The 22,001-nt window shown below is 61.6% G+C and carries 20 protein-coding genes and 1 other RNA gene; 16 read left to right on the top strand and 5 right to left on the bottom strand.

Annotated features, from left to right (window positions below):
• The first annotated feature begins 173 nt into the window (after window positions 1–173).
• Genes ABF859_RS06910 through ABF859_RS06900 form a run of 3 tightly spaced genes read left to right on the top strand, consistent with a single transcriptional unit; the run spans window position 174 to window position 2,007 of the window.
• Window positions 174–1,274, top strand: a complete 1,101-nt coding sequence (locus tag ABF859_RS06910; RefSeq protein ID WP_415527094.1) for a flagellar basal body P-ring protein FlgI — start codon at window positions 174–176, stop codon at window positions 1,272–1,274.
• Complete coding sequence (locus tag ABF859_RS06905) at window positions 1,274–1,576, top strand: rod-binding protein (protein ID WP_415527093.1); 303 nt, start codon at window positions 1,274–1,276, stop codon at window positions 1,574–1,576. Before ABF859_RS06910 ends, ABF859_RS06905 begins: the two co-directional genes overlap by 1 nt.
• Window positions 1,573–2,007, top strand: coding sequence for a flagellar protein FlgN (locus tag ABF859_RS06900; protein ID WP_415527041.1), 435 nt, complete (start codon window positions 1,573–1,575; stop codon window positions 2,005–2,007). The genes ABF859_RS06905 and ABF859_RS06900 overlap by 4 nt, the downstream gene beginning before the upstream one ends.
• Window positions 2,008–2,017: 10 nt before the next feature.
• Here the strand turns inward: ABF859_RS06900 and ABF859_RS06895 are convergent, their stop codons facing one another.
• Complete coding sequence (locus ABF859_RS06895; protein ID WP_415527040.1) at window positions 2,018–3,310, bottom strand: hemolysin family protein; 1,293 nt, start codon at window positions 3,308–3,310, stop codon at window positions 2,018–2,020.
• Between the two features lie 159 nt (window positions 3,311–3,469).
• Window positions 3,470–4,666 carry an adenosyl-hopene transferase HpnH gene (gene hpnH / locus ABF859_RS06890; protein ID WP_415527039.1) on the bottom strand — a complete coding sequence of 399 codons (1,197 nt, stop codon included), beginning with the start codon at window positions 4,664–4,666 and terminating at the stop codon, window positions 3,470–3,472.
• A gap of 323 nt (window positions 4,667–4,989) precedes the next feature.
• Here hpnH and ABF859_RS06885 point away from each other — a divergent pair, with 323 nt between their 5' ends.
• From ABF859_RS06885 to hpnK, 4 genes are all read left to right on the top strand, one after another.
• Entirely contained in the window at window positions 4,990–5,646 is a 657-nt protein-coding gene (locus tag ABF859_RS06885; RefSeq protein WP_415527038.1) for an ABC transporter substrate-binding protein, read from the top strand.
• 58 nt (window positions 5,647–5,704) lie between these two features.
• Window positions 5,705–6,916 carry a bacteriohopanetetrol glucosamine biosynthesis glycosyltransferase HpnI gene (hpnI, locus tag ABF859_RS06880; RefSeq protein ID WP_415527037.1) on the top strand — a complete coding sequence of 404 codons (1,212 nt, stop codon included), beginning with the start codon at window positions 5,705–5,707 and terminating at the stop codon, window positions 6,914–6,916.
• The gene (hpnJ, locus tag ABF859_RS06875; RefSeq protein WP_415527036.1) at window positions 6,913–8,337 is read left to right on the top strand and encodes a hopanoid biosynthesis associated radical SAM protein HpnJ; all 1,425 of its coding nucleotides are present in this window, start codon (window positions 6,913–6,915) and stop codon (window positions 8,335–8,337) included. Before hpnI ends, hpnJ begins: the two co-directional genes overlap by 4 nt.
• A gap of 73 nt (window positions 8,338–8,410) precedes the next feature.
• Window positions 8,411–9,247 (top strand): hopanoid biosynthesis-associated protein HpnK, encoded by an 837-nt coding sequence (hpnK, locus tag ABF859_RS06870; protein WP_415527035.1) that lies wholly within the window; start codon window positions 8,411–8,413, stop codon window positions 9,245–9,247.
• Between the two features lie 46 nt (window positions 9,248–9,293).
• Here hpnK and ABF859_RS06865 read toward each other — a convergent pair whose 3' ends face one another.
• On the bottom strand, window positions 9,294–10,274 hold the full coding sequence (locus ABF859_RS06865) for an adenosine kinase (protein WP_415527034.1): 981 nt from the start codon (window positions 10,272–10,274) through the stop codon (window positions 9,294–9,296).
• Window positions 10,275–10,747: 473 nt separating this feature from the next.
• Between ABF859_RS06865 and ABF859_RS06860 the strand changes: the two genes are divergently transcribed.
• On the top strand, window positions 10,748–11,266 hold the full coding sequence (locus ABF859_RS06860) for a bactofilin family protein (protein ID WP_415527033.1): 519 nt from the start codon (window positions 10,748–10,750) through the stop codon (window positions 11,264–11,266).
• 121 nt (window positions 11,267–11,387) lie between these two features.
• A complete protein-coding gene (locus tag ABF859_RS06855; protein ID WP_415527032.1) occupies window positions 11,388–11,882 on the top strand; it encodes a hypothetical protein in 495 nt (164 codons plus the stop codon).
• 54 nt (window positions 11,883–11,936) lie between these two features.
• Here the strand turns inward: ABF859_RS06855 and clpA are convergent, their stop codons facing one another.
• Together clpA and clpS are read right to left on the bottom strand one after the other, a co-directional pair.
• Window positions 11,937–14,252, bottom strand: a complete 2,316-nt coding sequence (gene clpA, locus ABF859_RS06850) for an ATP-dependent Clp protease ATP-binding subunit ClpA (RefSeq protein ID WP_415527031.1) — start codon at window positions 14,250–14,252, stop codon at window positions 11,937–11,939.
• A 129-nt stretch (window positions 14,253–14,381) separates the two neighbouring features.
• Window positions 14,382–14,813, bottom strand: coding sequence for an ATP-dependent Clp protease adapter ClpS (gene clpS / locus ABF859_RS06845; protein ID WP_415527030.1), 432 nt, complete (start codon window positions 14,811–14,813; stop codon window positions 14,382–14,384).
• Between the two features lie 242 nt (window positions 14,814–15,055).
• Between clpS and ABF859_RS06840 the strand changes: the two genes are divergently transcribed.
• The 7 genes from ABF859_RS06840 (at window position 15,056) to recR (ending at window position 22,000) form a co-directional block, all read left to right on the top strand.
• Window positions 15,056–16,102: a D-alanyl-D-alanine carboxypeptidase family protein gene (locus tag ABF859_RS06840; protein ID WP_415527029.1), complete on the top strand. Its 1,047-nt coding sequence runs from the start codon at window positions 15,056–15,058 to the stop codon at window positions 16,100–16,102.
• A gap of 91 nt (window positions 16,103–16,193) precedes the next feature.
• The gene (gene map / locus ABF859_RS06835; RefSeq protein ID WP_415527028.1) at window positions 16,194–16,994 is read left to right on the top strand and encodes a type I methionyl aminopeptidase; all 801 of its coding nucleotides are present in this window, start codon (window positions 16,194–16,196) and stop codon (window positions 16,992–16,994) included.
• Complete coding sequence (ggt, locus tag ABF859_RS06830; protein ID WP_415527027.1) at window positions 16,991–18,790, top strand: gamma-glutamyltransferase; 1,800 nt, start codon at window positions 16,991–16,993, stop codon at window positions 18,788–18,790. The genes map and ggt overlap by 4 nt, the downstream gene beginning before the upstream one ends.
• A gap of 74 nt (window positions 18,791–18,864) precedes the next feature.
• An RNA gene (gene ffs, locus ABF859_RS06825) (signal recognition particle sRNA small type) lies at window positions 18,865–18,961 on the top strand.
• A gap of 95 nt (window positions 18,962–19,056) precedes the next feature.
• The gene (locus ABF859_RS06820) at window positions 19,057–21,012 is read left to right on the top strand and encodes a DNA polymerase III subunit gamma/tau (RefSeq protein ID WP_415527026.1); all 1,956 of its coding nucleotides are present in this window, start codon (window positions 19,057–19,059) and stop codon (window positions 21,010–21,012) included.
• Between the two features lie 13 nt (window positions 21,013–21,025).
• Window positions 21,026–21,349 (top strand): YbaB/EbfC family nucleoid-associated protein, encoded by a 324-nt coding sequence (locus tag ABF859_RS06815; RefSeq protein ID WP_415527025.1) that lies wholly within the window; start codon window positions 21,026–21,028, stop codon window positions 21,347–21,349.
• A 54-nt stretch (window positions 21,350–21,403) separates the two neighbouring features.
• Window positions 21,404–22,000, top strand: a complete 597-nt coding sequence (gene recR / locus ABF859_RS06810) for a recombination mediator RecR (RefSeq protein WP_415527024.1) — start codon at window positions 21,404–21,406, stop codon at window positions 21,998–22,000.
• Window position 22,001: the final 1 nt, after the last annotated feature.

Here is a 22,001-nt window from a genome sequence, read left to right as displayed (position 1 = left end):
TGCTTTGCCTCTTCGTCGGAAAGCGCGGAAATCTGCGTCTCTGTTAGGGGTTTCTTTACCCTGTGCGGCCATCCTCAACACCTGAGACCCCCAGACCTGTCTTGCAGGCATCAGGATACCCCCCGCCGCTCATGCGCCTTATTACGCGATCTCCGTCCTCCTTCCGCACTCTGATGCAGCGATTGACTGTATTCGTCTGCGTCGGACTGCTCCTTCTGCCAGGCTTCACCCTGGCTGCCAGTGTCCGCATCAAGGACATCACGGATATGGAAGGCGTGCGGAGCAACCAGTTGATCGGATACGGTCTGGTGGTTGGTCTGAACGGCACCGGAGACCGGCTGACCAATACGATTTTCACCCGCGAAACGCTGATTTCCATGCTGAACCGCCTGGGCGTGAACATCCGCGATCAGGAAACACAGCTCCAGACGCATGATGTCGCCGCGGTTATGGTTACGGCCGATCTCCCGGCTTTTGCGCATGGGGGCAACCGGATCGACGTTACGGTTTCTGCTGCGGGGGATGCCTCGTCCCTGACGGGCGGTACGCTTCTGGTGACACCCCTGATGGCGGCTGACGGGGAAGTCTATGCCGTTGCCCAAGGGTCTCTGGCGACGAATGCCTTCTCCGCCCGGGGGGCTGCTGCGTCCATAACCCGAAACGTGCCTACCAGTGGCCATATTGCGAATGGTGGTATTGTCGAGCGGGAAGTTCCTTTCGATCTCAGCCATCGTGCGAATCTGCATCTGAGCCTGCGAAACCCCGATTTTACGACAGCGAGTCGGATCGCGGCCATTATCAACCGGACTTTCGGACCGATTGCGATTGTTCAGGATCCACGTACGGTTCTGCTGGATCTGAGCAATCATGATCCTGTCTCCACGCTTTCGCGGATCGGTGACCTGCTGGTGACGCCTGATACACCCGCCAAGGTGGTGGTGGACGAGGCCAGTGGAACCATCATCATGGGGGCGGACGTCCGGATCAGTACGGTCGCGGTGGCGCAGGGAAACCTGACGGTTCAGGTGACGGAAACGCCCGAAGTCTCGCAGCCGGGTCCGTTCTCCGGTGGCCAGACGGCCGTTGTGCCGCGGACGAACGTCAAGGTGGATACGGGCAAGACCCATCATCTTGCCGTCGTACCGGGTGGGACAACGCTCAGGGAGCTTGTTTCCGGGCTGAATGCCCTGGGGGTGGGGCCAAGAGACATGATCAGCATTCTGCAGGCCATCAAGGCTGATGGTGCCCTGCAGGCAGAACTGGAGATGCGTTGATGACAGTATCCTCGACCACCGCCACGGTATCCCAGGGATTGCCGTTGCACGGACACAAAGCAGATCCCGCCAAGACATTGAAGTCGGCCCAGAGTTTCGAGTCGATGGCCATCAACCAGATGCTTCAGCCCATGTTCGCCACGGACGACAACAGCGACAACATGTTCAGTGGTGGGGCAGGGGAAAAACAGTTCCGGCCCATGCTGGTGGAACAGATCGCCAAGCAGATGGAAAACAACGGTGGAATAGGTCTGACTGACGCAATTAATCGTCAGATGCTGGCCATGCAGGAGCAGAAATGAGCGCTTCCATTATTCCGGCCATGCAGCGACTAATCGCGATTCTCGAAGCGGAAAATTCTGCGCTGGAAGAAGCCCGGATTCCGGAAGCTCTGGCTCTTCTTGCCGACAAGCAGGATGCAGCCAGAACGCTGGAACAGGAAGTTTCCGCTGCCAATGATCGCAAGGAGTCTCTCTGTCCCTGCTGCCCGGATGATGACGAGGACGAGGAACGTGTAGCTTCCCCGGCTTTCCCTTATCGCGAACTGCTGGAACAGATGACGGAACTGGGCAATCGCAATGGCGAACTGCTGCAAAGGGCCATCACGGCCCAGAAGCGCGTGATCGAACTGCTGACCTCAACACCGGCGACGGCTGTGCCACAGAACTATGGCAATCAGGGCGGATATGCTCCTGTTACAGACAGGCAGGCCCTGTTCGTAAGCAAGGCCTGAGGGACCAGGGTCAGTCCTCGGCAAGAACCTGATGACTGACCTTGACCCTGCCGACCCGTCGCCGGTCCATTTCCAGCACTTCGAATAGCCAGCCGCCAAACGCCACCTTGTCTCCCCGAGCCGGGACACGCCGCAGGAGGGCGAGCATCACGCCCCCCAGTGTATGATACCCACCTGCACCGGGAAGTTCCGGCAGATCAAGGCGGGAGCGCAGTTCATCAGCTGGCATGAAGCCGTCGAACACATATTCATCCTCACCTTCAGCCGCCTGAAGTTCCGAAGATGACGATTCTGTCTTTTCCTCGCCGACAATGGCTTCGAAAACGTCTGATGGCGTCACGATGCCTTCGAAAGAGCCATATTCGTCCAGAACGAAAGTAATGCCGAGATTGACCCCGCGCATGCGCTCGATCATGTCCTGGGCACTGAGGCTGTCCGGGATGACCGGCGGTTCACGCAGCACGGCATCGACGGAGACCGGGAGTTTCAAGAGCAGCCTGTCCATGATGTCCTTGGCCAGGATAACGCCAACGGGATGATCGACATCCCCTTCGCAAACGACAATCCGCGCATAGGAAGACTGGCGCAGCTTGCGGACCAGCGTTTCCTGATCTGCATGCCTGTCGATCCAGAAAAGCTCGTTGCGTGGCGTCATGATGGCCCGCACGGGGCGATCCGCCAGACGCAGCAGACGCTCGATCATGGCCTGTTCATCGGTTTCGAGAACGCCTGCACGGGCACCTTCAGCCAGAACGGCCTTCAGTTCCTCTTCTGTCACCGCAGCGCGCGTCAGCGGACCGACCCGAAGCAGTCGCAGTACCAGCGAGGACGTGCCGCTGAGCAGCCAGACAATCGGTTGTGCCACCCGTGCCACGCCGACCAGAAGCCAAGCCAGACGTGAGGCGATGGCTTCCGGTTGCTGCAGGGCAATCTGTTTGGGGATGAGTTCACCGAACACCAGCATGGCGAACGTGATCATTGCCACCACGAGCACGATTGAGATCTCGCTGGCGATCGGGCGCAGGGAAGGAATGTCTGCGATCCATGCCGTGACGGTACTTTCCATCTGACTGCCGCCAAACGTACCTTCAAGGATGGAGACCAGCGTCATGCCGACCTGAACGGTTGGCAGAAAGCTGTGCGGATCTTCCGCCAGCCGGATTGCAGTCGTGGCGCCCCGGACTCCCTGCTTGGCCAGAACCTCCAGCCGTGGTCGCTTTGCCGAAATGAGAGCCATCTCTCCCATGGCAAATACGGCATTGAGGAAAATGAGCAGACAGATAACAAGGATAGGGGTCAGCATGATCCGGCCAGAATAATGAAGACACAATCATAACAGGACGATTGGCCGATGCCATGCCCTTCATTCCGTTCCAGAAGCAGAAAGGCTTTCTTCATAAAAAAAACCGGCTCACGAGGAGCCGGTTTTTTTATGTTTCCACACGGGGAGGAGGAGGTGCGCTCAGTCTGCGGCGTCAGCGGCTTCCGAAACCGTGTTGGCGGCCGGGCGGCCATTCACGCGGACGCGCGGTCCACGGGCCGGCTTGCCGCCCGTGGAGATGCGCTCCATCTGCTGCTGAACCTGCGCCTCATAGCCGTATTCGGCCGGACGCTGGTTGGCGAGCGAGATTTCCGGAACCATCGGCTTCTCGGTCTCGGGTCCGAACAGGGCAACCTTGGCGATGTGCCAGGGACGCGCAACGGCATCCATGACAGCCGTGGACTCGTAACCGGAATGCACCATGCAATCCGCGCATTTCTCATATGCGCCGGTGCCGTACTGCTCCCAGGCCGTGTCATCCATCAGTTCCCGGAACGTCTTGGCATAGCCTTCGCCGAGCAGATAGCACGGACGCTGCCAGCCGAAGACCGTACGAAGCGGCTTGCCCCACGGCGTGCAGTGGTAGTTCTCGTTGCCGGCCAGGAAGTTCAGGAACAGCGGAGACTGCGTGAAACGCCACTTCTTGCCCTTGCCAAGACGGAAGATGTCGCGGAACAGCTGCTTCGTCTTCTGGCGGTTCAGGAAGTGGGCCTGATCGGGCGCGCGCTCATAGGCATAGCCCGGAGCCGTCATGATGCCATCAACACCCATGGCCATGACTTCATCGAAGAATGCCGCCACGCGCTCGGGAACCGCGCCGTCGAACAGGGTGCAGTTGATGGACACGCGGAAACCACGGGACTTCGCCAGACGGATCGCCGCGGTCGCACGTTCGAAAACGCCTTCCTGACAGACCGACGAGTCATGCATGAGCTGATCGCCATCCAGATGCACGTCCCAGGAGAAGAACGGGGAGGGCTCGTAATCGTCGAGCTTCTTCTCAAGGAGAAGGCCGTTCGTGCACAGGTAGACGTATTTTTTGCGCCCGATCAAACCTTTGACGATCTGGGGCATTTCCTTGTGCAGGAGGGGCTCGCCACCGGCGATTGCAATGACAGGGGCACCGGCTTCCGTGTCGGCATCCAGGCATTCCTGAAGGCTGAGACGCTGGTTCAGGATTTGCGCAGGATAGTCGATCTTGCCGCAACCGGCACACGCCAGATTGCAGCGGAACAGCGGTTCGAGCATCAGGACCAGCGGATATCGCTTGCGGCCCGTGAGGTGCTGCTTGACAACGTACCGTCCGACTCGGACAGCCTGCATCAAAGGAACGGCCATTATAATCCTCTGGTTCTAGCCTCCGGAAGGTGCACCCATAGGGCGCCCGGGGCCTTGCACATCGTGGATGGCCCGTGGCTGTCTTCCCTGTCCCGGCTTCTGGAAGTCGGGAAACATGAAGGACCATCGAGCGTGAGATTGACTGCCTATAGACCCATTGTCGTGTTCGCCTCAATGTCAGGCAGCATAATTCGCATCAGGCCTGTGGCTAATCGAGCACAGATGGATCTATGGAAGCCAGAACTTGATCTCCGGAACTTGATACAGTGTGTCATGAACCTGATCTCTATGCACAGAACTGTCTACAGGACGAAAGCACGATCATGATTTGCCGTTTTCCCCCGAAAGTGACTCTGTCCCTTCTTTCCGCCTGCCTCCTGACCGGGACCGTAGCCATGCCGGCGCTTTCCCCGGCGGCTCTGGCTCAAAGCGCTCCCGCAGAAGCGGCTTCGGCGGTAACCCCCATCTCGGCCCTGTATGATGCCCTGAACGCGGCACAGAAAACCGGGAAAACGGCCCAGCAGCGCGCAACGATGATCGCGCCGGCCGTGGATCGCGCCTTTGATCTGGAAGCGATTCTCCGTCGCTCGGTCGGCGTTCGTTATAACAGCCTGAGCCCTTCCGATCGCACCCGTCTGCTGGGCTCGTTCCGCCAGTTCACGATCGCCCGCTATGCCTCGTCGTTCAAACCGGAAGCCCAGGCCGTTTTCACGGTCGTGCCGCAGACGCGCCCCAACCCGACCGGTGGCCAGATCGTCGATACGACGATTGGTGGAACGGATGGTGGTGATGTCACGCCGATCGACTACATCATGACGAACGGCCCGTCTGGATGGCGGATTACGGACGTTCTGCTCAATGCCCATATCAGCCAGGTCGCTGCCCAGCGAGCCGATTTTGGCGGGGCCCTGAGCCAGGGCGGCGCCAGTGGTCTGGCCGATCATCTGGACAGCAAGACTGCGCATTTCCTGCATGACTGATCATGCTGCGACGGTAGCACCCTTTCCCAAAAGCGTTCGGGAAGGATAGAAGACCGTCGTGTCCTTACCTCTTACGATCGCGGCCGGCTTCTGCGCCTTGGTTTCCGCCGCCGGTAATCTTCAGGCGCTGGCCGGTGCGACTCTGCTCGCCCGGTTCCGCCGGACGGAACGCAGCGCCGATGAAGCGCTGCGCCTGTCAGACCGGGCATGGCCTGCGGTCACGGTCCTCAAGCCGCTGCACGGGAACGAGCCGCTGCTGGAGGACGCGCTGGAAAGCGTGTTCACGCAGGATTATCCGGATTTCCAGATCGTCTTCGGCGTTCAGGACGCGGCAGATACGGCTCTGCCGGTCATTGCTAGGCTCAGGGCGCGTTATCCGCAGATCCCTGTCAGCGTGGTGATCGACCCGCAGGAATATGGTCCGAACCGGAAGGTCGGAAACCTGATGAACATGTACGGGGAAGCCCGACATGACATTATCGTGATCTCCGACTCGGACATCCATGCCAGTCCCAACTACCTGCGTCACGTCGTGACGAGTCTGGAAGAGCAGGGGACCGGTCTGGTTACGACGCTTTATGCAGGTCGGCCGGCTGCGGGCACCATTGTGCAGCAGCTTGGCGCCTGTCAGATCAATCACAACTTCCTTCCCGGCGTCATGATGTCCCGTTTTCTGGGCCGTCAGGACTGTCTGGGCGCCACGATGGCCCTGCGGCGTCAGACCCTTGAAGACATTGGCGGCCTTGCGGCGCTGGTGGATCATGTGGCGGACGATGCCGAGCTGGGCCAGCTTATCCGGGCGCGGGGTGAAGCCATCACCATCGCGCCGACCCTGACCCATACGACCGTGGGCGAACATTCGCTCAGTGAGCTTCTGGCCCACGAACTGCGCTGGGGGCGGACCGTCAAGAACGTCGCCCCCGTCGGTTATGGGCTGTCCGCCATCCAGCTTCCTCTTTTCTGGGCCATTACGGCCGTTCTGTTCCGCCCGAACGTCTGGTGGACCTGGTGCCTTCTATGTCTGACATGGATGGTGCGCGCCATTGGAAGCCGGATCATGGACCGTGCCACGGAGTGCCCGCTTCCGGCCGCAATCCCGCTTCTGATCCTCCGTGACTGGCTGTCTGCCGCCATTATGGTGGGCAGTGCACGCGGATCACGCGTTGCATGGCGGGGCAGAACGGTCCATATCGCCCGAAGAAAACGTAATTCCGCGTCCTGCGCCCCCTCGCTCCAGGCCGGCGCCACCCACAGGAGTGTCCGATCATGATGAGAACCCTTTTTCTCCAGCCTCCTTCCTTCGACGGCTTCGATGGTGGCGCTGGCTCCCGCTACCAGGCGAAGCGTGAGATCAAGTCCTTCTGGTATCCGACATGGCTGGCGCAGCCTGCCGCGCTCGTGCCCGGATCGCGCCTGATCGATGCTCCGCCGGCCAAGATGGGCATGGACCCCATCCTCGAAGACGTGAAGAACCGTGACCTCGTCGTCATGCACACCTCCACGCCGTCTTTCGCCTCCGACGTGCGCGTCGCCCAGATGCTCAAGGACGCCAACCCCAAGCTGATGATCGGCATGGTGGGCGCGAAAGTGGCCGTCCAGCCGAACGAGAGCATGGAGAAGGGCGGTCCGATCGACTTCGTGGCCCGCAACGAATTCGACTTCACCATCAAGGAAATCGCCGAAGGCAAACCGCTCGCCGAAGTGGACGGCATTACCTGGCGTAACGAGAAGGGCGAGATCATCGCGAACAAGGATCGCGCGATGATCGAGGACATGGACAGCCTGCCGTTCGTGACCGAGGTCTACAAGCGTGACCTCAACATCAACGACTACTTCATCGGTTACCTGAAGCACCCCTACATCTCGATCTATACGGGACGGGGCTGCAAGTCGCGCTGCACGTTCTGCCTGTGGCCGCAGACGGTCGGTGGCCATCGCTACCGCACCCGCAGCCCCGAGCATGTGGCCGCCGAAGTGCGCCTGGCCAAGCAGTACTTCCCCGAAGTGCAGGAATTCATGTTCGATGATGACACCTTCACGGACGACCTGCCGCGCGCCGAAGCCATCGCCCGCGAAATGGGCAAGCTCGGCGTCACCTGGTCCTGCAACGCCAAGGCGAACGTCCCTTACGAGACCCTGAAGATTCTCAAGGAAAACGGCCTGCGCCTGCTTCTGGTCGGTTACGAGAGCGGCAACCAGCAGATCCTGCACAACATCAAGAAGGGCATGCGCGTCGAGACCGCCAAGGAATTCACGCGCAACTGCCACAAGCTGGGCATCAAGATCCACGGAACCTTCATCGTCGGCCTGCCGGGCGAGACGAAGGAGACCATCCAGGAGACGATCCAGTTTGCCAAGGAAATCAACCCGCATACCCTGCAGGTTTCTCTGGCGGCTCCGTATCCGGGTACGTTCCTGCACAAGCAGGCTACGGAAAACGGCTGGCTGAACGAGGCGGAAGCCGAGCTGATCGATGAGAGCGGCGTGCAGATCGCACCGCTGCATTATCCGCATCTGTCGCATACGGAAATCTTCGAGAGCGTTGAGGAATTCTATCGCAAGTTCTACTTCCGTGGTTCCAAGATCGCCTCGATCGTCAACGAGATGATCCGCAGCCCGCAGATGATGAAGCGCCGTCTGCGCGAGGGTGTGGAGTTCTTCCAGTTCCTCAAGGACCGTCACGCCGCCTGAACGGTGCGCGTCTGACCAGATACTACCCAGGGGCCATGGCAGATGTCATGGCCCCTTTTTTGTGAGACCTGCCATGACATCCAGCGCCCTTCGCCGCGCCATCGTATCTGCCGACGATTTCGGCATGAGCCTCGAAGTCAACGAGGCCATCGAACAGGCCCATCGCAACGGCATCCTGTCCACGACCAGCCTGATGGTTGCAGGTGATGCTGCCGAGGACGCCATCCGGCGGGCAAAGACCATGCCGGATCTGAAAGTGGGGCTGCATGTGGTGGCCATCGAGGGCAAGTCCGTCCTCGATCTTCCGGCCATCACGGATGAGCAGGGCTGGTTCGGCCGTAACCAGCTTCGTCTGGGTGTGGAATATTTCTTCTGCCCGCCCGCGCGCCATGCCTTGCGCCGCGAGATTGCTGCCCAGTTCCGGGCCTTTGCCGCGACCGGCCTGACGCTCGATCATGCCAACGCCCACAAGCACATGCACCTGCACCCGACAGTAGGCCGCTTCCTGATCGAAACCGGGCTGGAGCATGGATTACAGGCTGTCCGCTCGCCCTTCGAGCCGCCGGAGCCCGTTGAGGCCAACGACACGCTGGGCGACCGCGCCCTGCGTCACTGGATCGGCGTCCTGCGCCACCAGATCCGCAAAGCGGGGCTGAAAACCAATGACTGGTGTTTCGGTCTGCGCTGGTCCGGGCACATGACGCCCGACCATATCCGCGGCCTCATTCCGCGCCTGCCGAAGGGCACGAGCGAAATCTACTTCCATCCCTCTATAGCCCAGAATGCCATGATGAAGCGTTTCATGCCGGGCTACGAACAGGAAGGCGAACTTGCCGCCCTTCTGGACCCGGACGTCAGGGCTTCTTTCGACCGGTATGGCGTCACCCGGATCGGATGGTCCGATCTGTAAGGGAACGCGGGGCCGCAGCCCCCGCAGTCCGTCTGACCCTAAAGTCTCAGGCCTTCAGGGTGAAATCTTCGGTCGGGCGTGCGCCATAGCGCGTGATGATCTCGCCAGCAGCCTGATTGCCAAGCTTCGCGCAGGTCACGAGATCATGCTTTTTGCTCAGCCCCGCCAGGAAGCCCGCAGCGAACGCATCGCCCGCGCCCGTGGTGTCCACGACCTTCACTTCCGACGTCGGGACATCATGGCGCTCTCCGTCGCCGATCACGACTGCACCTTTCTCACCGCGCGTCACCACGGCCAGCTTCGTCTCGGCGGACACCTGCGTGATGGCCTCCTCGAAATCCGTGACTTCATACAGCGCCAGCAGCTCGGCTTCGTTGGCGAACAGGATGTCCACATGACCGGCCACAAGCTCACGGAAGGCCGCACGGTGCCGTTCGACGCAGAACGTGTCGGACAGCGTCAGTGCCACTTGGCGCCCGGCCTTGCGGGCCAGTCGTGCGGCGTGCTCGAACGCTTCCTGGGCATGCGGCTTGTCGTACAGATAGCCTTCCAGATAGGTGATCGCCGCATCGGCCACGACGGACTCATGGACGTCCTCGGGCGTGAACTCCGTGCAGGCGCCGAGATAGGTGAACATCGTGCGCTGGCCTTCCGGCGTCACCAGAACGATGCAGCGCGCCGTCGGCATGGCGTCAGCAGCCGGCAGCGGCTCGGACGGGAAGGTGATGCCCTGTTCACGGATGTCGCGTGCAAAATGGTCGCCGGCCTCGTCAGCCGCCACCTTGCCGAGATAGGCAACCTTCGTGCCCATGCGGGCCGCCACAACGGCCGTATTCGCACCAGATCCGCCACCGGTCACGTTTTCGATATCGACGCGGCTTTCGATGGCATGCGCCGTCGAAGCGTCGATCAGGGTCATGCTCCCGGCAGCCGCGCCAAGACCATCGATCAGATCCTGGCCCACGGGGGCGAGAACGTCGACGATGGCATTGCCGATACACAGAAGGTCATGCTGGGGTGCAGACATTGGAACTCCGGTCAGGTCACTGGAAACTTCAGAAAAAAACATTTAACGGGCAGACTGCGCCATTAAATCAACACGATCATAGGTCCCCTCTGGGTCCACGCCAACTCCCGGTCGGTCCGGCGCCGTTTTCCCGTGTGACCTTTGGGCACATTTATGGAAATGCGCGTCTTGTCCCGCCGGGTCATGAGCGTGTAGCGTTGTCGAAAGGCCCGCCCTGACTGCTCCGTCGCCTGCGATGAAGCATCCGGGAGACGTCCTAGACAGAGAGTGTTCTTTTCCAGATCCGCAGCGGGGTTTCCTTGTTCAGAAGACGCAAACCGGAAGATGACTCCAAACCTGTCGAGAACAGCAAACTCGCAGGTCAGCCCATTTTCCCCAACCGGCCGGACGCTCCCAGCCAGACAGCTCCCGCGTCAGGATCCGGATCGCCCACCAGTCCCCAGCAGCCCAACCAGCAGAAGGACCCCGCTCCCATGGGTCGTACCCCTTTCCCGGCGCCGCCGTCTTCCAACTCTCCGACGGGCGCAATGCCGGCAGGGGCACCGCGTCCCGGTGTGGCCGCCGTTCCCGGCGCACCGCGTCAGACCGGTCCGGAGCGCCGCACGCTCGTCGTGGGCCGCGGCATCAGCGTGCAGGGTTCGGTGCAGGACGCAGAGCGCCTCGTCGTCGAGGGCACCGTCGAGTCCAGCATGATTCAGGCCACGGAGCTTCAGGTCACGCATGGCGGCGTCTTCCGCGGTGGGGTTGAGGTCGAGGATGCTGAACTGGCCGGCACGATCGACGGCACCCTGACTGTCAACGGCAGCCTGACGATCCGCTCCACCGGCCGTCTCATCGGCAAGGTCAAGTGCCGTCGTCTTCAGGTCGAGGATGGTGGCCAGATCACCGGACAGCTCGAAATGATCACGGATGGCGTCGCTGCCCGTCCGCTTTCTGGCGAAGCTCCCAAGGCTGAGCCGGTTGCCGGTGAAGGCGCCAGCGAAGCCCCCTGATTCGTTTGTCGGACCAGCAGAAAGGCCCGTTCCCGTTGCGGAGCGGGCTTTTTTGTGTCCGGTCCGTTTCCCCAGGCGGCAGGGCATAGGACCAGGGCCGCCCCGACAGGAGAAAACCTCTATGACATCCCGTCTGCTTCCCACCCTCGCCGCAGCATTTCTATGCGTTCCGCTGGCAGCTTCCGCCCAGGGTTTCTGGGGCCGGAGTTCCACCAGCCAGAACACGCACGACATGCCTGCGTCCTGCGACAATGCCCGCTTCCTCGCCGACCAGCAGGGACTGGAACAGTCCGGCCCTACCCGTATCGACCTGCCGGAGCATCTGTGCGGACAGGTTCTCGCCATTGCTCCAAGGGCCAAACGGACCCGTAGTGGCTGGCATGGCTATTTCTATGTTTCGGTCGGGCAGGGGGTCTCCATCCGGATCGTCTCCGATCTGGATCAGATGAATGCCCCGCAATGGCCCTGGGTGAACAAGGGCGATCAGGTCGAGGTACAGGGGCGCTACTATTACGACAGTCTGCGCCGTCAGGGCGTGGACTGGACGCATCATGGCACGAGCCGCAAATGGCGCTGGCCCGGCTATGTCGTCGTGAACGGTACCCGCTACCAGTAAGAAAAAGGCCCGGAAGACAGAGTCTTCCGGGCCTTTCCTTTTGCCGAAGAGGCTTCAGCTTGTCGCTTCGTCTTTCTTCGAAGCGCCATCCTCGCCCTTGGGCTCGTCGCGGCCCTCGATGATATCGAAGTCGAGCGCCCCGTTCTTCATGCCGATCCGCACGGCGCCACCCTGAGCCAGCCGTCCAAAGAGCAGCTCTTCCGCCAGTGGCTTCTTGATGTGTTCCTGAATGACACGCCCCAGAGGACGGGCGCCATACAGGCGGTCATACCCGCGCTCTGCCAGCCATTCCTTAGCGCCCGACGAGATTTCGATCGTGACATGACGGTCGGCAAGCTGGGCCTCAAGCTGAAGCACGAACTTCTCGACCACTCGGCCCACCGTCTCCGGCGTGAGGTTGGCGAACGGAATGATCGCATCCAGACGGTTGCGGAACTCAGGAGTGAACAGGCGCTTGATGGCCTCTTCATCCTCACCGCTGCGCACGGTCCGGCCAAACCCGATCGTCTCCTTGGACAGGTCCGCCGCGCCCGCATTCGTGGTCATGATCAGGATCACGTTGCGGAAATCAACGACCTTGCCGTTGTGATCCGTCAGGCGACCATGATCCATGACCTGAAGCAGGACGTTGAACAGGTCCGGATGGGCCTTTTCGATCTCGTCCAGCAGCAGGACCGCATGCGGATGCTGGTCGATCGCATCTGTCAGCAGACCACCCTGATCGAAGCCGACATAACCCGGAGGCGCGCCGATCAGACGGGAGATCGAATGACGTTCCATGTATTCGGACATGTCGAAGCGGATCAGTTCGATCCCGAGCGAGTTGGAAAGCTGCTTGGCGACTTCCGTCTTGCCGACGCCGGTAGGGCCGGAGAACAGGTAGTTACCGATCGGCTTTTCCGCATCACGCAGTCCGGCGCGGGACAGTTTGATCGCCGCGGCCAGCGCGTCGATCGCCTTGTCCTGTCCGAAGACCATGTTCCGCAGATCCCGCTCCAGATGGCGCAGGGTCTCACGGTCATCGGCCGAGACGCTCTTGGGCGGGATGCGGGCGATCTTGGCGATGGCCTCTTCCACGTCTTTCAGCGTCACTGTCTTGCGGCGCTTGTTCTCGGGTACGAGCATCCGCGCGGCACCGACTTCGTCGATTACGTCGATCGCCTTGTCCGGCAGCTTGCGGTCATGGACATACTTGGCCGCCAGTTCGACCGCGCCCCGCAGGGCCTCGTCGGTGTAGCGGACCTTGTGATGCTTCTCGTAGCTGCCTTTCAGACCACGCAGGATCTTGACCGCATCCTCGATCGAAGGCTCCGGCACGTCGATCTTCTGGAACCGGCGGACAAGCGCTCGATCCTTCTCGAAATGCTGGCGGAACTCTTTGTAGGTCGTGGACCCGATGCAGCGCAGCGTTCCCGCAGCAAGCGCAGGCTTGAGCAGGTTGGACGCATCCATCGCCCCGCCCGACGTCGCGCCGGCACCGATCACGGTATGGATCTCGTCGATGAACAGGATGGCGCCAGGGGTCTGGTCCATTTCCGTCACGACAGCCTTCAGTCGCTCTTCGAAATCGCCGCGATATCGCGTGCCAGCCAGAAGCGAGCCCATGTCCAGCGAATAGATCGTGCTGTTCAGCAAGACTTCCGGCACGTCGCCTTCCACGATCCGCTTGGCCAGACCTTCGGCAATAGCGGTCTTGCCCACGCCCGGATCACCCACATAGAGCGGGTTGTTCTTGGTGCGGCGGCACAGGATCTGGATGGTGCGTTCGATTTCCTGATCGCGGCCGATCAGCGGATCGATCCGTCCCTCGCGCGCACGCTCGTTCAGATCGACGCAGTAGGTCGCCAGCGCGCCTTCCTTGGCACTCTCCTTGCGTTCTTCACGCTCGGACGTGTCCTTGGACGCTGCGGTCGCGCGCCGTCCCGTCCCACGGTCCGGAGCCTTGGCAATGCCATGCGAGATAAAGTTGACCGCATCGAGTCGCGTCATGTCCTGCAACTGCAGGAAATAGACGGCATGGCTCTCGCGCTCGGCGAACAGCGCCACGAGCACGTTCGCCCCCGTAACTTCGTCGCGGCCCGTGCTCTGCACATGGATTGCCGCGCGCTGGATCACGCGCTGGAACGCTGCGGTGGGTTTGGGCTCGGTCGGACGTTCCGCGGCAAGCCCCGCCAGATCCTTGTCCAGGAAATCGGTGAGGTCGGAGCGCAGCTTGTCGAGATCGATGCCGCAGGCCCGGAAGACCGTCAGTGCATCGTCATCCTCTGTCAGCGCGAGCAGAAGGTGTTCGAGGGTTGCATATTCATGACGCCGGTCACCTGCGAATGTCAGGGCGCGGTGGAGCGTCTGTTCGAGCGTACGGGACAGCATGGGATGGCGCTCCTCTCGACCTCTCGTTGGAAAGGTATCTTGTCGCGGAGTAACGTATAACGCCAGTCAGAAACGCAGCGGGAAACAAGAATTTATCCCGCATCCGTGCTTTTCTGCCTGTCAGACGGATCAGTCTTTCTCGATCGTGCACTGAAGGGGATGCTGGTTCTGGCGTGCCAGATCCATCACCTGGGTCACCTTGCTTTCGGCCACTTCATACGTGAACACCCCACAGACCCCGACGCCGCGCTGATGAACCTGGAGCATGATGGCCGTCGCTTCGTCCCGGGTCTTGGCAAAGAAACGCTCCAGCACATGCACCACGAACTCCATCGGCGTGTAGTCGTCGTTGAGCATCAGCACCTTGTACATGGAAGGTTTGCGCGTCCGGGTCCGGGGGCGCACCACCACGCTGATTTCAAGATCCTGATCCCCGTTCCCCCCGGCAGGTCCCTGCGGGGGAATGGAGTCGGGAGACTCCGGCCCCATATGGGATGCAAGCCGCGGAACAGCGGTACCGGACAGGGGGTTCGGACAGGAGAGAAGATCATAAGAAGACATGACTGGTATGATATGGTGCGAATTTCCTTCTTGAGAAGGGCTTCAGGTCGCTGAAATGAGGTTTTTGTGCGCCTTCTGCCATGATGCTGCCTCCTTTCCGCCCTGCTTACGAAAAATTAAGGAAAGTCCTTCAAAGCTGGTGGACGGGAAGTTTTCAATGCGCCTAGACTGACTGTAATGCAGGTGGCTCCAGAGCCCGAAACCTTCCCGTGACGACGTTCCGTTCAGAGGCTGTCAGACAAATGCGTTTCCCGTTCCAGAAAGCTTTTCTGTTGTGCGCCATGACAGCCATGGGTCTGGGGTCGGCCAGGGCACAGTATGCGGGCCACGTCTCCAGCTATGTAATGGACGCGAAAACCGGCGCCGTCCTCTCCCAGACGGACGCGGATCTGCAACGCTATCCGGCGTCCCTGACCAAGCTCATGACGCTGTATCTGACATTCCGTGCCCTTGAGGCGCATCAGATCACACTCGACGAACAGGTGCCCGTATCCATTCATGCGTCCATTCAGGCGCCGTCCAAGCTCGGGCTGGTACCGGGGACGCGGCTGACGGTGGAGCAGGGGATTCTGGGACTCGTCACCAAGTCCGCCAATGATGCCGCCTGTGCCCTTGGCGAGTTTCTTGGTGGGGGAGATGAAGTCCGCTTCGCCCAGCTCATGACGCAGCAGGCCCGTGCGCTCGGTATGTCCAACACCACCTTCCGCAATGCTTCCGGCCTGCCGGACCCTGACCAGGTCACGACGGCTCACGACCTTGCCCTGCTCTCACAGCACCTGATCGCCGATTTCCCGCAGTATTATCACTATTTCAACGTCCCCTCCTTCTACTTCCACCGGCGCATGGTTCCGAACCATGATCCGATGCTGAAGATCTATGCCGGGGCAGACGGCCTCAAGACAGGCTATACCGATCTTGCAGGTCACAACCTCATCACCTCTGCCCAGCGCGGCAATGTCCGTCTGATCGGCGTGGTCATGGGCTCTCCGAGCAATACGCGCCGTTCGATGGAAATGGTGGCGCTGCTCGACAGGGGATTTGCGGATGAGGGCATCGCGCCGCAGCCGCTTCTGCACCCGGCAGCACCCTCTGGCGTCCTGATGGCCTCCGCCCGTCGTCGCGGCCACTTCCGCCATGGTATCCTGCTCGCGGCATCGCGTCCCATGGAAGTCGCGGATGCTCCGACGGCTCCGCGTCGCTATGGCCGGATTTCCCACCATGGGGCTGCCGTGCGAATGGTCAGCGCGCGCCATGTCGTCACCCACAAAAAGCGTTCCCGGCATAGCTGATACTGAAAATCTGACCTCCCTCCTTGCGATCCAGCCCGGACAGACGCATTTTGTCCGGGCTTTTTGAAGATTGAAGGATCGGGCAGCAGATATGGACAAGGCACGGGGTATCGTTCTCTACGATCAGGACGATTTCAAACATCTGCATCGCGTCGGTCGTCTGACGGCAGAAGCGCTGGACATGATCACGCCCCATGTGCAGCCCGGCGTGACAACGGAAGAGCTGAACCAGCTCATCCATGATTTTACGATCGCCCATGGCGCCACGCCCGCCCCGCTGAACTATCGCGGCTATCCGAAATCCTGCTGCATCTCGATCAACCATGTTGTCTGTCACGGCATCCCGGGAAGCAAGAAGCTGTCCAACGGCGACATCGTCAATATCGACGTCACTTCCATTCTGGATGGGTGGTACGGGGACAGTTCGCGCATGTATGTCGTCGGCAAGGCTCCCAAAAAAGCTGAAAAGCTGATTGACGTGACGTATGACGCCATGATGCACGGCATCGCGCAGGTCCGTCCCGGCAATACGCTCGGTGATATCGGTCACGCCATCCAGGAATACGCTGAAGCCAACAGGTTCTCCATCGTGCGTGACTTCTGCGGCCATGGTATCGGCCGTGACTTCCATGCCGAGCCGAATGTCCTGCATTACGGCACACCCGGTCAGGGCGTGAAGCTCGTGGAGGGCATGGTCTTCACGATCGAGCCCATGCTGAACATCGGTCGCCCCGACGTGAAGATCCTCGATGATGGCTGGACAGCCGTCACCCGTGACCGCACCCTGTCCGCCCAGTTCGAGCATCAGGTCGGCGTCACGGCTGATGGCTGCGAAATCTTCACCCTGTCCCCCAAAGGCTATACCAAGCCACCCTATGGAGAGACTTCGTGAGAGCGTTTACTTTCCTTCTCGCCACGGCCCTGATCGGCAGTTCCGCGCTCGCTGAAGCCGCGCCTCAGACGCTCAGCGCGGCCCATGATCCGCTGGCTTTCGGTCCGGACCGTATGAGCGCGGGGATTCTGGCCTCGGGGCGTCACGGCATGGTGGTTTCGGCCCAGCACCTCGCTTCCGAGGCCGGTGCCCGGATTCTCGCGCAGGGCGGCAATGCCGTGGATGCGGCCGTTGCGGTCGGATATGCGCTGGCCGTGGTCTATCCCGCAGCCGGCAATATCGGCGGGGGCGGTTTCATGACCCTGCGCCTGAAAACCGGCCAGACAGTCTTCATCGACTTCCGCGAGCATGCCCCCGTTGCCGCCACGGCCACGATGTATCAGGATGCGTCCGGCAAGGTCATTCCCGGTCTGTCCACTGAAGGGTGGAAAGCCGTCGCCGTACCGGGCACGGTCGCCGGTCTGGATTCGATCCTGCAGAAATGGGGCCACCTGTCGCGCGACAAGGTCATGGCGCCCGCCATTGCACTGGCCCGCGAAGGCTTTGTCCTGAACGAGGGAGACGCCGATCTCCTGCATACGTCCACGCGTTATTTCCAGCAGGATCCGTATGCGCGCGCCTTCTACCTGCGTCCCGATGGCACTCCGCTTCAGGCTGGTGACCGTCTGGTACAGAAGGATCTGGCGAACTCCCTCGAACTGATTGCGAAAGACGGTCCCAGGGCTTTCTATGAAGGCCCGATCGCAAAGGAGATCGTCCGTGCCAGCACCGAGGGCGGCGGCCTTCTCCAGCTTTCAGACTTCGCCGCGTATCGCATCCGCCAGCTCGAACCGATCCGCTGCACCTATCGCGGTTATACGATCGACACCGCCCCGCCGCCGAGTGGTGGTGGCGTCGCACTCTGCGAGATCCTGAACATCCTGTCGGGCTACGACATGCATGCTCTCGGCCTGCACACGGCCCCCGCCGTGCAGCGTGAAGTCGAAGCCATGCGGCACGCCTATTCCGACCGGCGTGATCTCGGGGATCCGGCTTTCGTGCACAATCCTGTCGAACACCTGATTGACCCGGCCTATGCCTACCAGATCCGTCAGGGAATCCCGACCGATCACGCGCTGTCCTCCAGCACGCTGAGGGCAGGGGAGCCACTTCCCGCCCCCGTGGCGCAGGCTGCGCCCGACACGCAGGAAAAGCACGAGACGACCCAGTTTTCCGTGCTGGATCACACGGGCATGGCCGTTTCCGCGACCTACACCCTCAATGGCTGGTTCGGCGCAGGCGTGATGGGCGGGCATACCGGCATCTGGATGAACGACGAAATGGACGATTTCTCGTCCAAGCCGGGCGCGCCCAACATGTTCGGCATCGTCGGTTCGGAGGCGAACGCCATTGCGCCGGGCAAGACGCCCTTGTCCTCGATGTCACCGTCCATCGTCTCGCGTGATGGAAAGACCGTCATGGTGATCGGCAGCCCTGGTGGCTCCCGCATCCCGACCATCACGCTCTCGGCCATTCTTGGCGTTCTGGATTACGGTCTCGACATCCGTCAGGCGATCGACCTGCCGCGAATCCACGAACAGTGGGAGCCCTCGGCCGTTGAACTGGAACCCGGCGCCCTGTCCGATGAGGCCATGCAGACTCTCAAGGCCGAAGGCTATGCCCTCTCGCCGCATCGTCCCTGGGGCGTCGCCGAAGGAATCCTGGCCGACCGTCCGAGCCTCTCCGCTCCAAAAACGGGTCTGATCTATGGCGCGGCCGATCCGCGGCACATGGGTGGGGCGGCTGTCGGAGAATAAGACGGGACAATGAGGGCGCACTCTGATGATTGGGGGTTGTCAGACACCCCTCCCTCCGTGTTAGGAGAGCGCCGGGAGGTCGGCTTTGGACGGATACCTTGCCAACCCGGTCAGGTCCGGAAGGAAGCAGCCGCAGTGAGTTTTATCCGGGTTGAATGTCCGGCCTCCTACCTCACACAGATCACCGGACGCGCCGGTTCGTTCCACGCAGCGTCCCGACCGTTCCATGACGGTCCCATCCTCCGTGCTGAGGGTTCGACATCTCCATGACTGATGAAAATAACGATCTCCCCCTGCCGCCCGAAAATGGCGGTGGTTTCTTTGGAGACGCGCCGGCAGCGGCCAGTCCTGCGCTCCCCGCTGCCGAGGCCACGCCCTATCGCGTTCTGGCCCGCAAATACCGCCCGCAGACTTTCGATGACCTGATCGGTCAGGATTCCCTCGTCCGCATCCTGCGCCGCGCCTTTGAACTCAAGCGTGTAGCCCACGCCTTCATGCTGACCGGCGTGCGCGGTGTCGGTAAGACGACGACCGCCCGGATCATCGCCCGCGCCCTGAACTGCGTCGGCCCGGACGGCAAGGGCGGCCCGACCGCCGACCCCTGTGGTGTCTGCCCCAACTGCACCGCCATTCTTGCCGACCGCCACCCCGACGTGCTGGAAATGGACGCCGCTTCCCGCACCGGTGTGGATGATGTGCGTGAAATCATCGAGGCCACGCGCTTTCGCCCGATGCAGGCCCGCATGAAGGTCTTCATCATCGATGAAGTCCACATGCTCTCACGCAACGCCTTCAACGCGCTGCTCAAGACGCTCGAAGAGCCGCCGCCGCAGGTTACGTTCATTTTCGCCACGACCGAGCTGCGCAAAGTTCCGGTCACGGTCCTGTCCCGTTGCCAGCGTTTCGATCTGCGCCGCGTTCCGCAGTCCCTTCTGGCCGGGCATTTCCACAATATTGCGCTCAAGGAAGGGGCAAGCCTTTCTGAAGACGCGCTTGCCCTCATCGCTCGCGCGGCTGATGGCTCCGTACGTGACGGACTTTCGCTGCTCGATCAGGTCATCGCGCAGGGGGCCAGTGACGCCGATGCCGTGGGCGACATGCTCGGTCTGGCGGATCGTGGGCTGGTCTTTGATCTGCTGGATGCCCTGATGGCTGGCAAGCCCGCCGAGGCACTGGAACTGACCGATCAGGCTTATGCCCGGGGCGCTGATCTCGGTGTCCTTCTGGCGGATCTGCTCGATCTGCTGCACCTGATTTCGCGTCTCAAGGCCATTCCGTCGCTGCGGGAAGGCCGGGATCTGCCGGAAGCCGAGCGTACACGCGGCGGGGTTCTGGCGGATCGGCTGTCCAATGCCGTTCTGGGGCGCGCCTGGCAGATCCTGCTCAAAGGAGTGCAGGAAGTCGAAACCGCTCCGGATCGCCGTCAGGCCGCCGAAATGGTGCTGATCCGCCTGTGTCACGCCAGCCTGCTGCCCACGCCAGATCGCCTGATCCGCCAGTTGACCGAAGGGGGGCAGGACCTGTCGCTTCCGGCTGGTGCATCAGGCCCGACGGGTGGCATGTCTTCCGCAGCGCCATCCGGGCCGGTCAGCGGCATCGCGTCCAGCAGTGTCCGTGAGACCTCTGGCGGCCCCGCGCCCCGGGCCCATGTCCGGCTTGTCGCCAATGGTGGCGAGATCATCGAGCCCGGTATCGGTTACGCCGAACCTCTCCCGGAGCCAGAGCCCGAACCCGAGCTTCCGCCCCCGCCACGGACCTGGCGCGAAATGGTGGCGATGGTGGCGCGTGAGCGCGAACCCGTGCTGCATGGCCTACTGCGCAATGCCGTGCATCTCGTGCGCTTTTCCCCGCCGGATGTGCAGATCCGTGCCGAAGAGCCTCAGGCCCGCATCGAACGCCAGCTTCAGAAACTGCTGGACCGCGTCTATCCGGGGCAGTGGCGCGTCAGTGCCTCGACGGCTCCGGGCGAGCCGACGCTCGACGAGCAGGGCGCGGAAGTCGTAGCCATCAATCAGGCTGCGGTGGAGCAGCATCCGCTGGTGCAGGCCATTCTGAAGGCTTTTCCCGGCGCGAAAATCGGGGACGTGCAGGATCATTCCCTTGATGAATACGGTCTGCCGCCGGAAATCACCGTGCCACTGACCGATGACGAACCGCCCGATCTGGAATTCGCGCCCCTGGATGCCGATTTCCTTGATGAAGACGACCTGAACCTGAACTGAATAGGACAACACGATGAAGAACCTTGCCGGACTGATGAAGCAGGCCAGCCAGATGCAGGCCAAGATGGAAGCCGCACAGAGCAATCTGGCCTCCCTTGTTGTCGATGGCTCTGCTGGCGCTGGTCTCGTGACGGTCAAGCTGACGGGGAAGGGCGAAATGCGCGACCTGAAGATTGACCCGCAGCTCGCTGACCCGAGCGATATCGAAACGCTTCAGGACCTGATCGTCGCGGCCTATACGGACGCCAAGACCAAGGCTGAAGCCGCAAGCTCCGAAGCCATGCGCGACGTGACCGGTGGTCTCGACCTTCCGGCAGGCCTGAAGCTGCCGTTCTGATCCGGCCTTTCTGCTCCCGGTTTTTCTGACCCGGTTGACGGAGACACCCCGCCCATGACGGGTCACGGCGATATTGACCAGCTGATTACCATGCTCGCGCGCCTGCCGGGGCTGGGGCCACGCTCCGCCCGTCGGGCCGCGCTGGCCCTTCTGCGTCAGCCGGAGAGCCGGATGCTGCCGCTCGCCCATCTGATGGAACGGGCGGCCACGAGCGTGAAGACCTGCACCCTGTGCGGCAATCTCGATACGGTTGATCCATGCCATATCTGCACGGATGCAGGGCGTGACCGGGGCCTGATCTGCGTGGTCGAGACCGTGGGCGATCTCTGGGCGCTGGAACGCGCAGGCGTCCATCGTGGCGTCTATCAGGTTCTGGGTGGCACCCTGTCTGCACTGGCAGGGTTGGGTCCGGATGACCTGAATGTCCGTCCCCTGTTCGAGCGGATCGAGGAAGGCGGGGTGAGGGAGGTCATCCTTGCCCTCAGCGCCACGGTCGAAGGTGCCACCACTGCGCACTGGCTTCAGGAACGTCTGCTGCCCACGGGTGTGACCGTCACACGCGTGGGGCATGGCGTCCCTATGGGCGGTGCGCTGGATGTGCTGGATGACGGCACACTGGCGGCGGCTCTTACGGCCCGCCGGTCTCTCTAAC

The sequence above is a fragment of the Gluconobacter sp. genome, assembly GCF_047722525.1.
Classification (GTDB): Bacteria; Pseudomonadota; Alphaproteobacteria; order Acetobacterales; family Acetobacteraceae; genus Gluconobacter.
The sequence above is the reverse complement of the archived record's forward strand: the minus strand, read 5'-3'. Positions and strand labels throughout refer to the sequence as shown.

Coding starts and splice junctions, on each gene's coding strand:
- map (WP_415527028.1), top strand. CDS start 16,194: ATGGACAAGGCACGGGGTATCGTTCTCTACGATCAGGACGATTTCAAA.
- recR (WP_415527024.1), top strand. CDS start 21,404: ATGACGGGTCACGGCGATATTGACCAGCTGATTACCATGCTCGCGCGC.
- ABF859_RS06900 (WP_415527041.1), top strand. CDS start 1,573: ATGAGCGCTTCCATTATTCCGGCCATGCAGCGACTAATCGCGATTCTC.
- clpA (WP_415527031.1), bottom strand. CDS start 14,252: ATGCTGTCCCGTACGCTCGAACAGACGCTCCACCGCGCCCTGACATTC.
- ABF859_RS06865 (WP_415527034.1), bottom strand. CDS start 10,274: ATGTCTGCACCCCAGCATGACCTTCTGTGTATCGGCAATGCCATCGTC.
- ABF859_RS06860 (WP_415527033.1), top strand. CDS start 10,748: ATGGGTCGTACCCCTTTCCCGGCGCCGCCGTCTTCCAACTCTCCGACG.
- clpS (WP_415527030.1), bottom strand. CDS start 14,813: ATGTCTTCTTATGATCTTCTCTCCTGTCCGAACCCCCTGTCCGGTACC.
- ABF859_RS06815 (WP_415527025.1), top strand. CDS start 21,026: ATGAAGAACCTTGCCGGACTGATGAAGCAGGCCAGCCAGATGCAGGCC.
- ABF859_RS06820 (WP_415527026.1), top strand. CDS start 19,057: ATGACTGATGAAAATAACGATCTCCCCCTGCCGCCCGAAAATGGCGGT.
- ABF859_RS06905 (WP_415527093.1), top strand. CDS start 1,274: ATGACAGTATCCTCGACCACCGCCACGGTATCCCAGGGATTGCCGTTG.
- ABF859_RS06885 (WP_415527038.1), top strand. CDS start 4,990: ATGATTTGCCGTTTTCCCCCGAAAGTGACTCTGTCCCTTCTTTCCGCC.
- ABF859_RS06840 (WP_415527029.1), top strand. CDS start 15,056: ATGCGTTTCCCGTTCCAGAAAGCTTTTCTGTTGTGCGCCATGACAGCC.
- hpnK (WP_415527035.1), top strand. CDS start 8,411: ATGACATCCAGCGCCCTTCGCCGCGCCATCGTATCTGCCGACGATTTC.
- ABF859_RS06855 (WP_415527032.1), top strand. CDS start 11,388: ATGACATCCCGTCTGCTTCCCACCCTCGCCGCAGCATTTCTATGCGTT.
- hpnH (WP_415527039.1), bottom strand. CDS start 4,666: ATGGCCGTTCCTTTGATGCAGGCTGTCCGAGTCGGACGGTACGTTGTC.
- hpnJ (WP_415527036.1), top strand. CDS start 6,913: ATGATGAGAACCCTTTTTCTCCAGCCTCCTTCCTTCGACGGCTTCGAT.
- ABF859_RS06910 (WP_415527094.1), top strand. CDS start 174: ATGCAGCGATTGACTGTATTCGTCTGCGTCGGACTGCTCCTTCTGCCA.
- ABF859_RS06895 (WP_415527040.1), bottom strand. CDS start 3,310: ATGCTGACCCCTATCCTTGTTATCTGTCTGCTCATTTTCCTCAATGCC.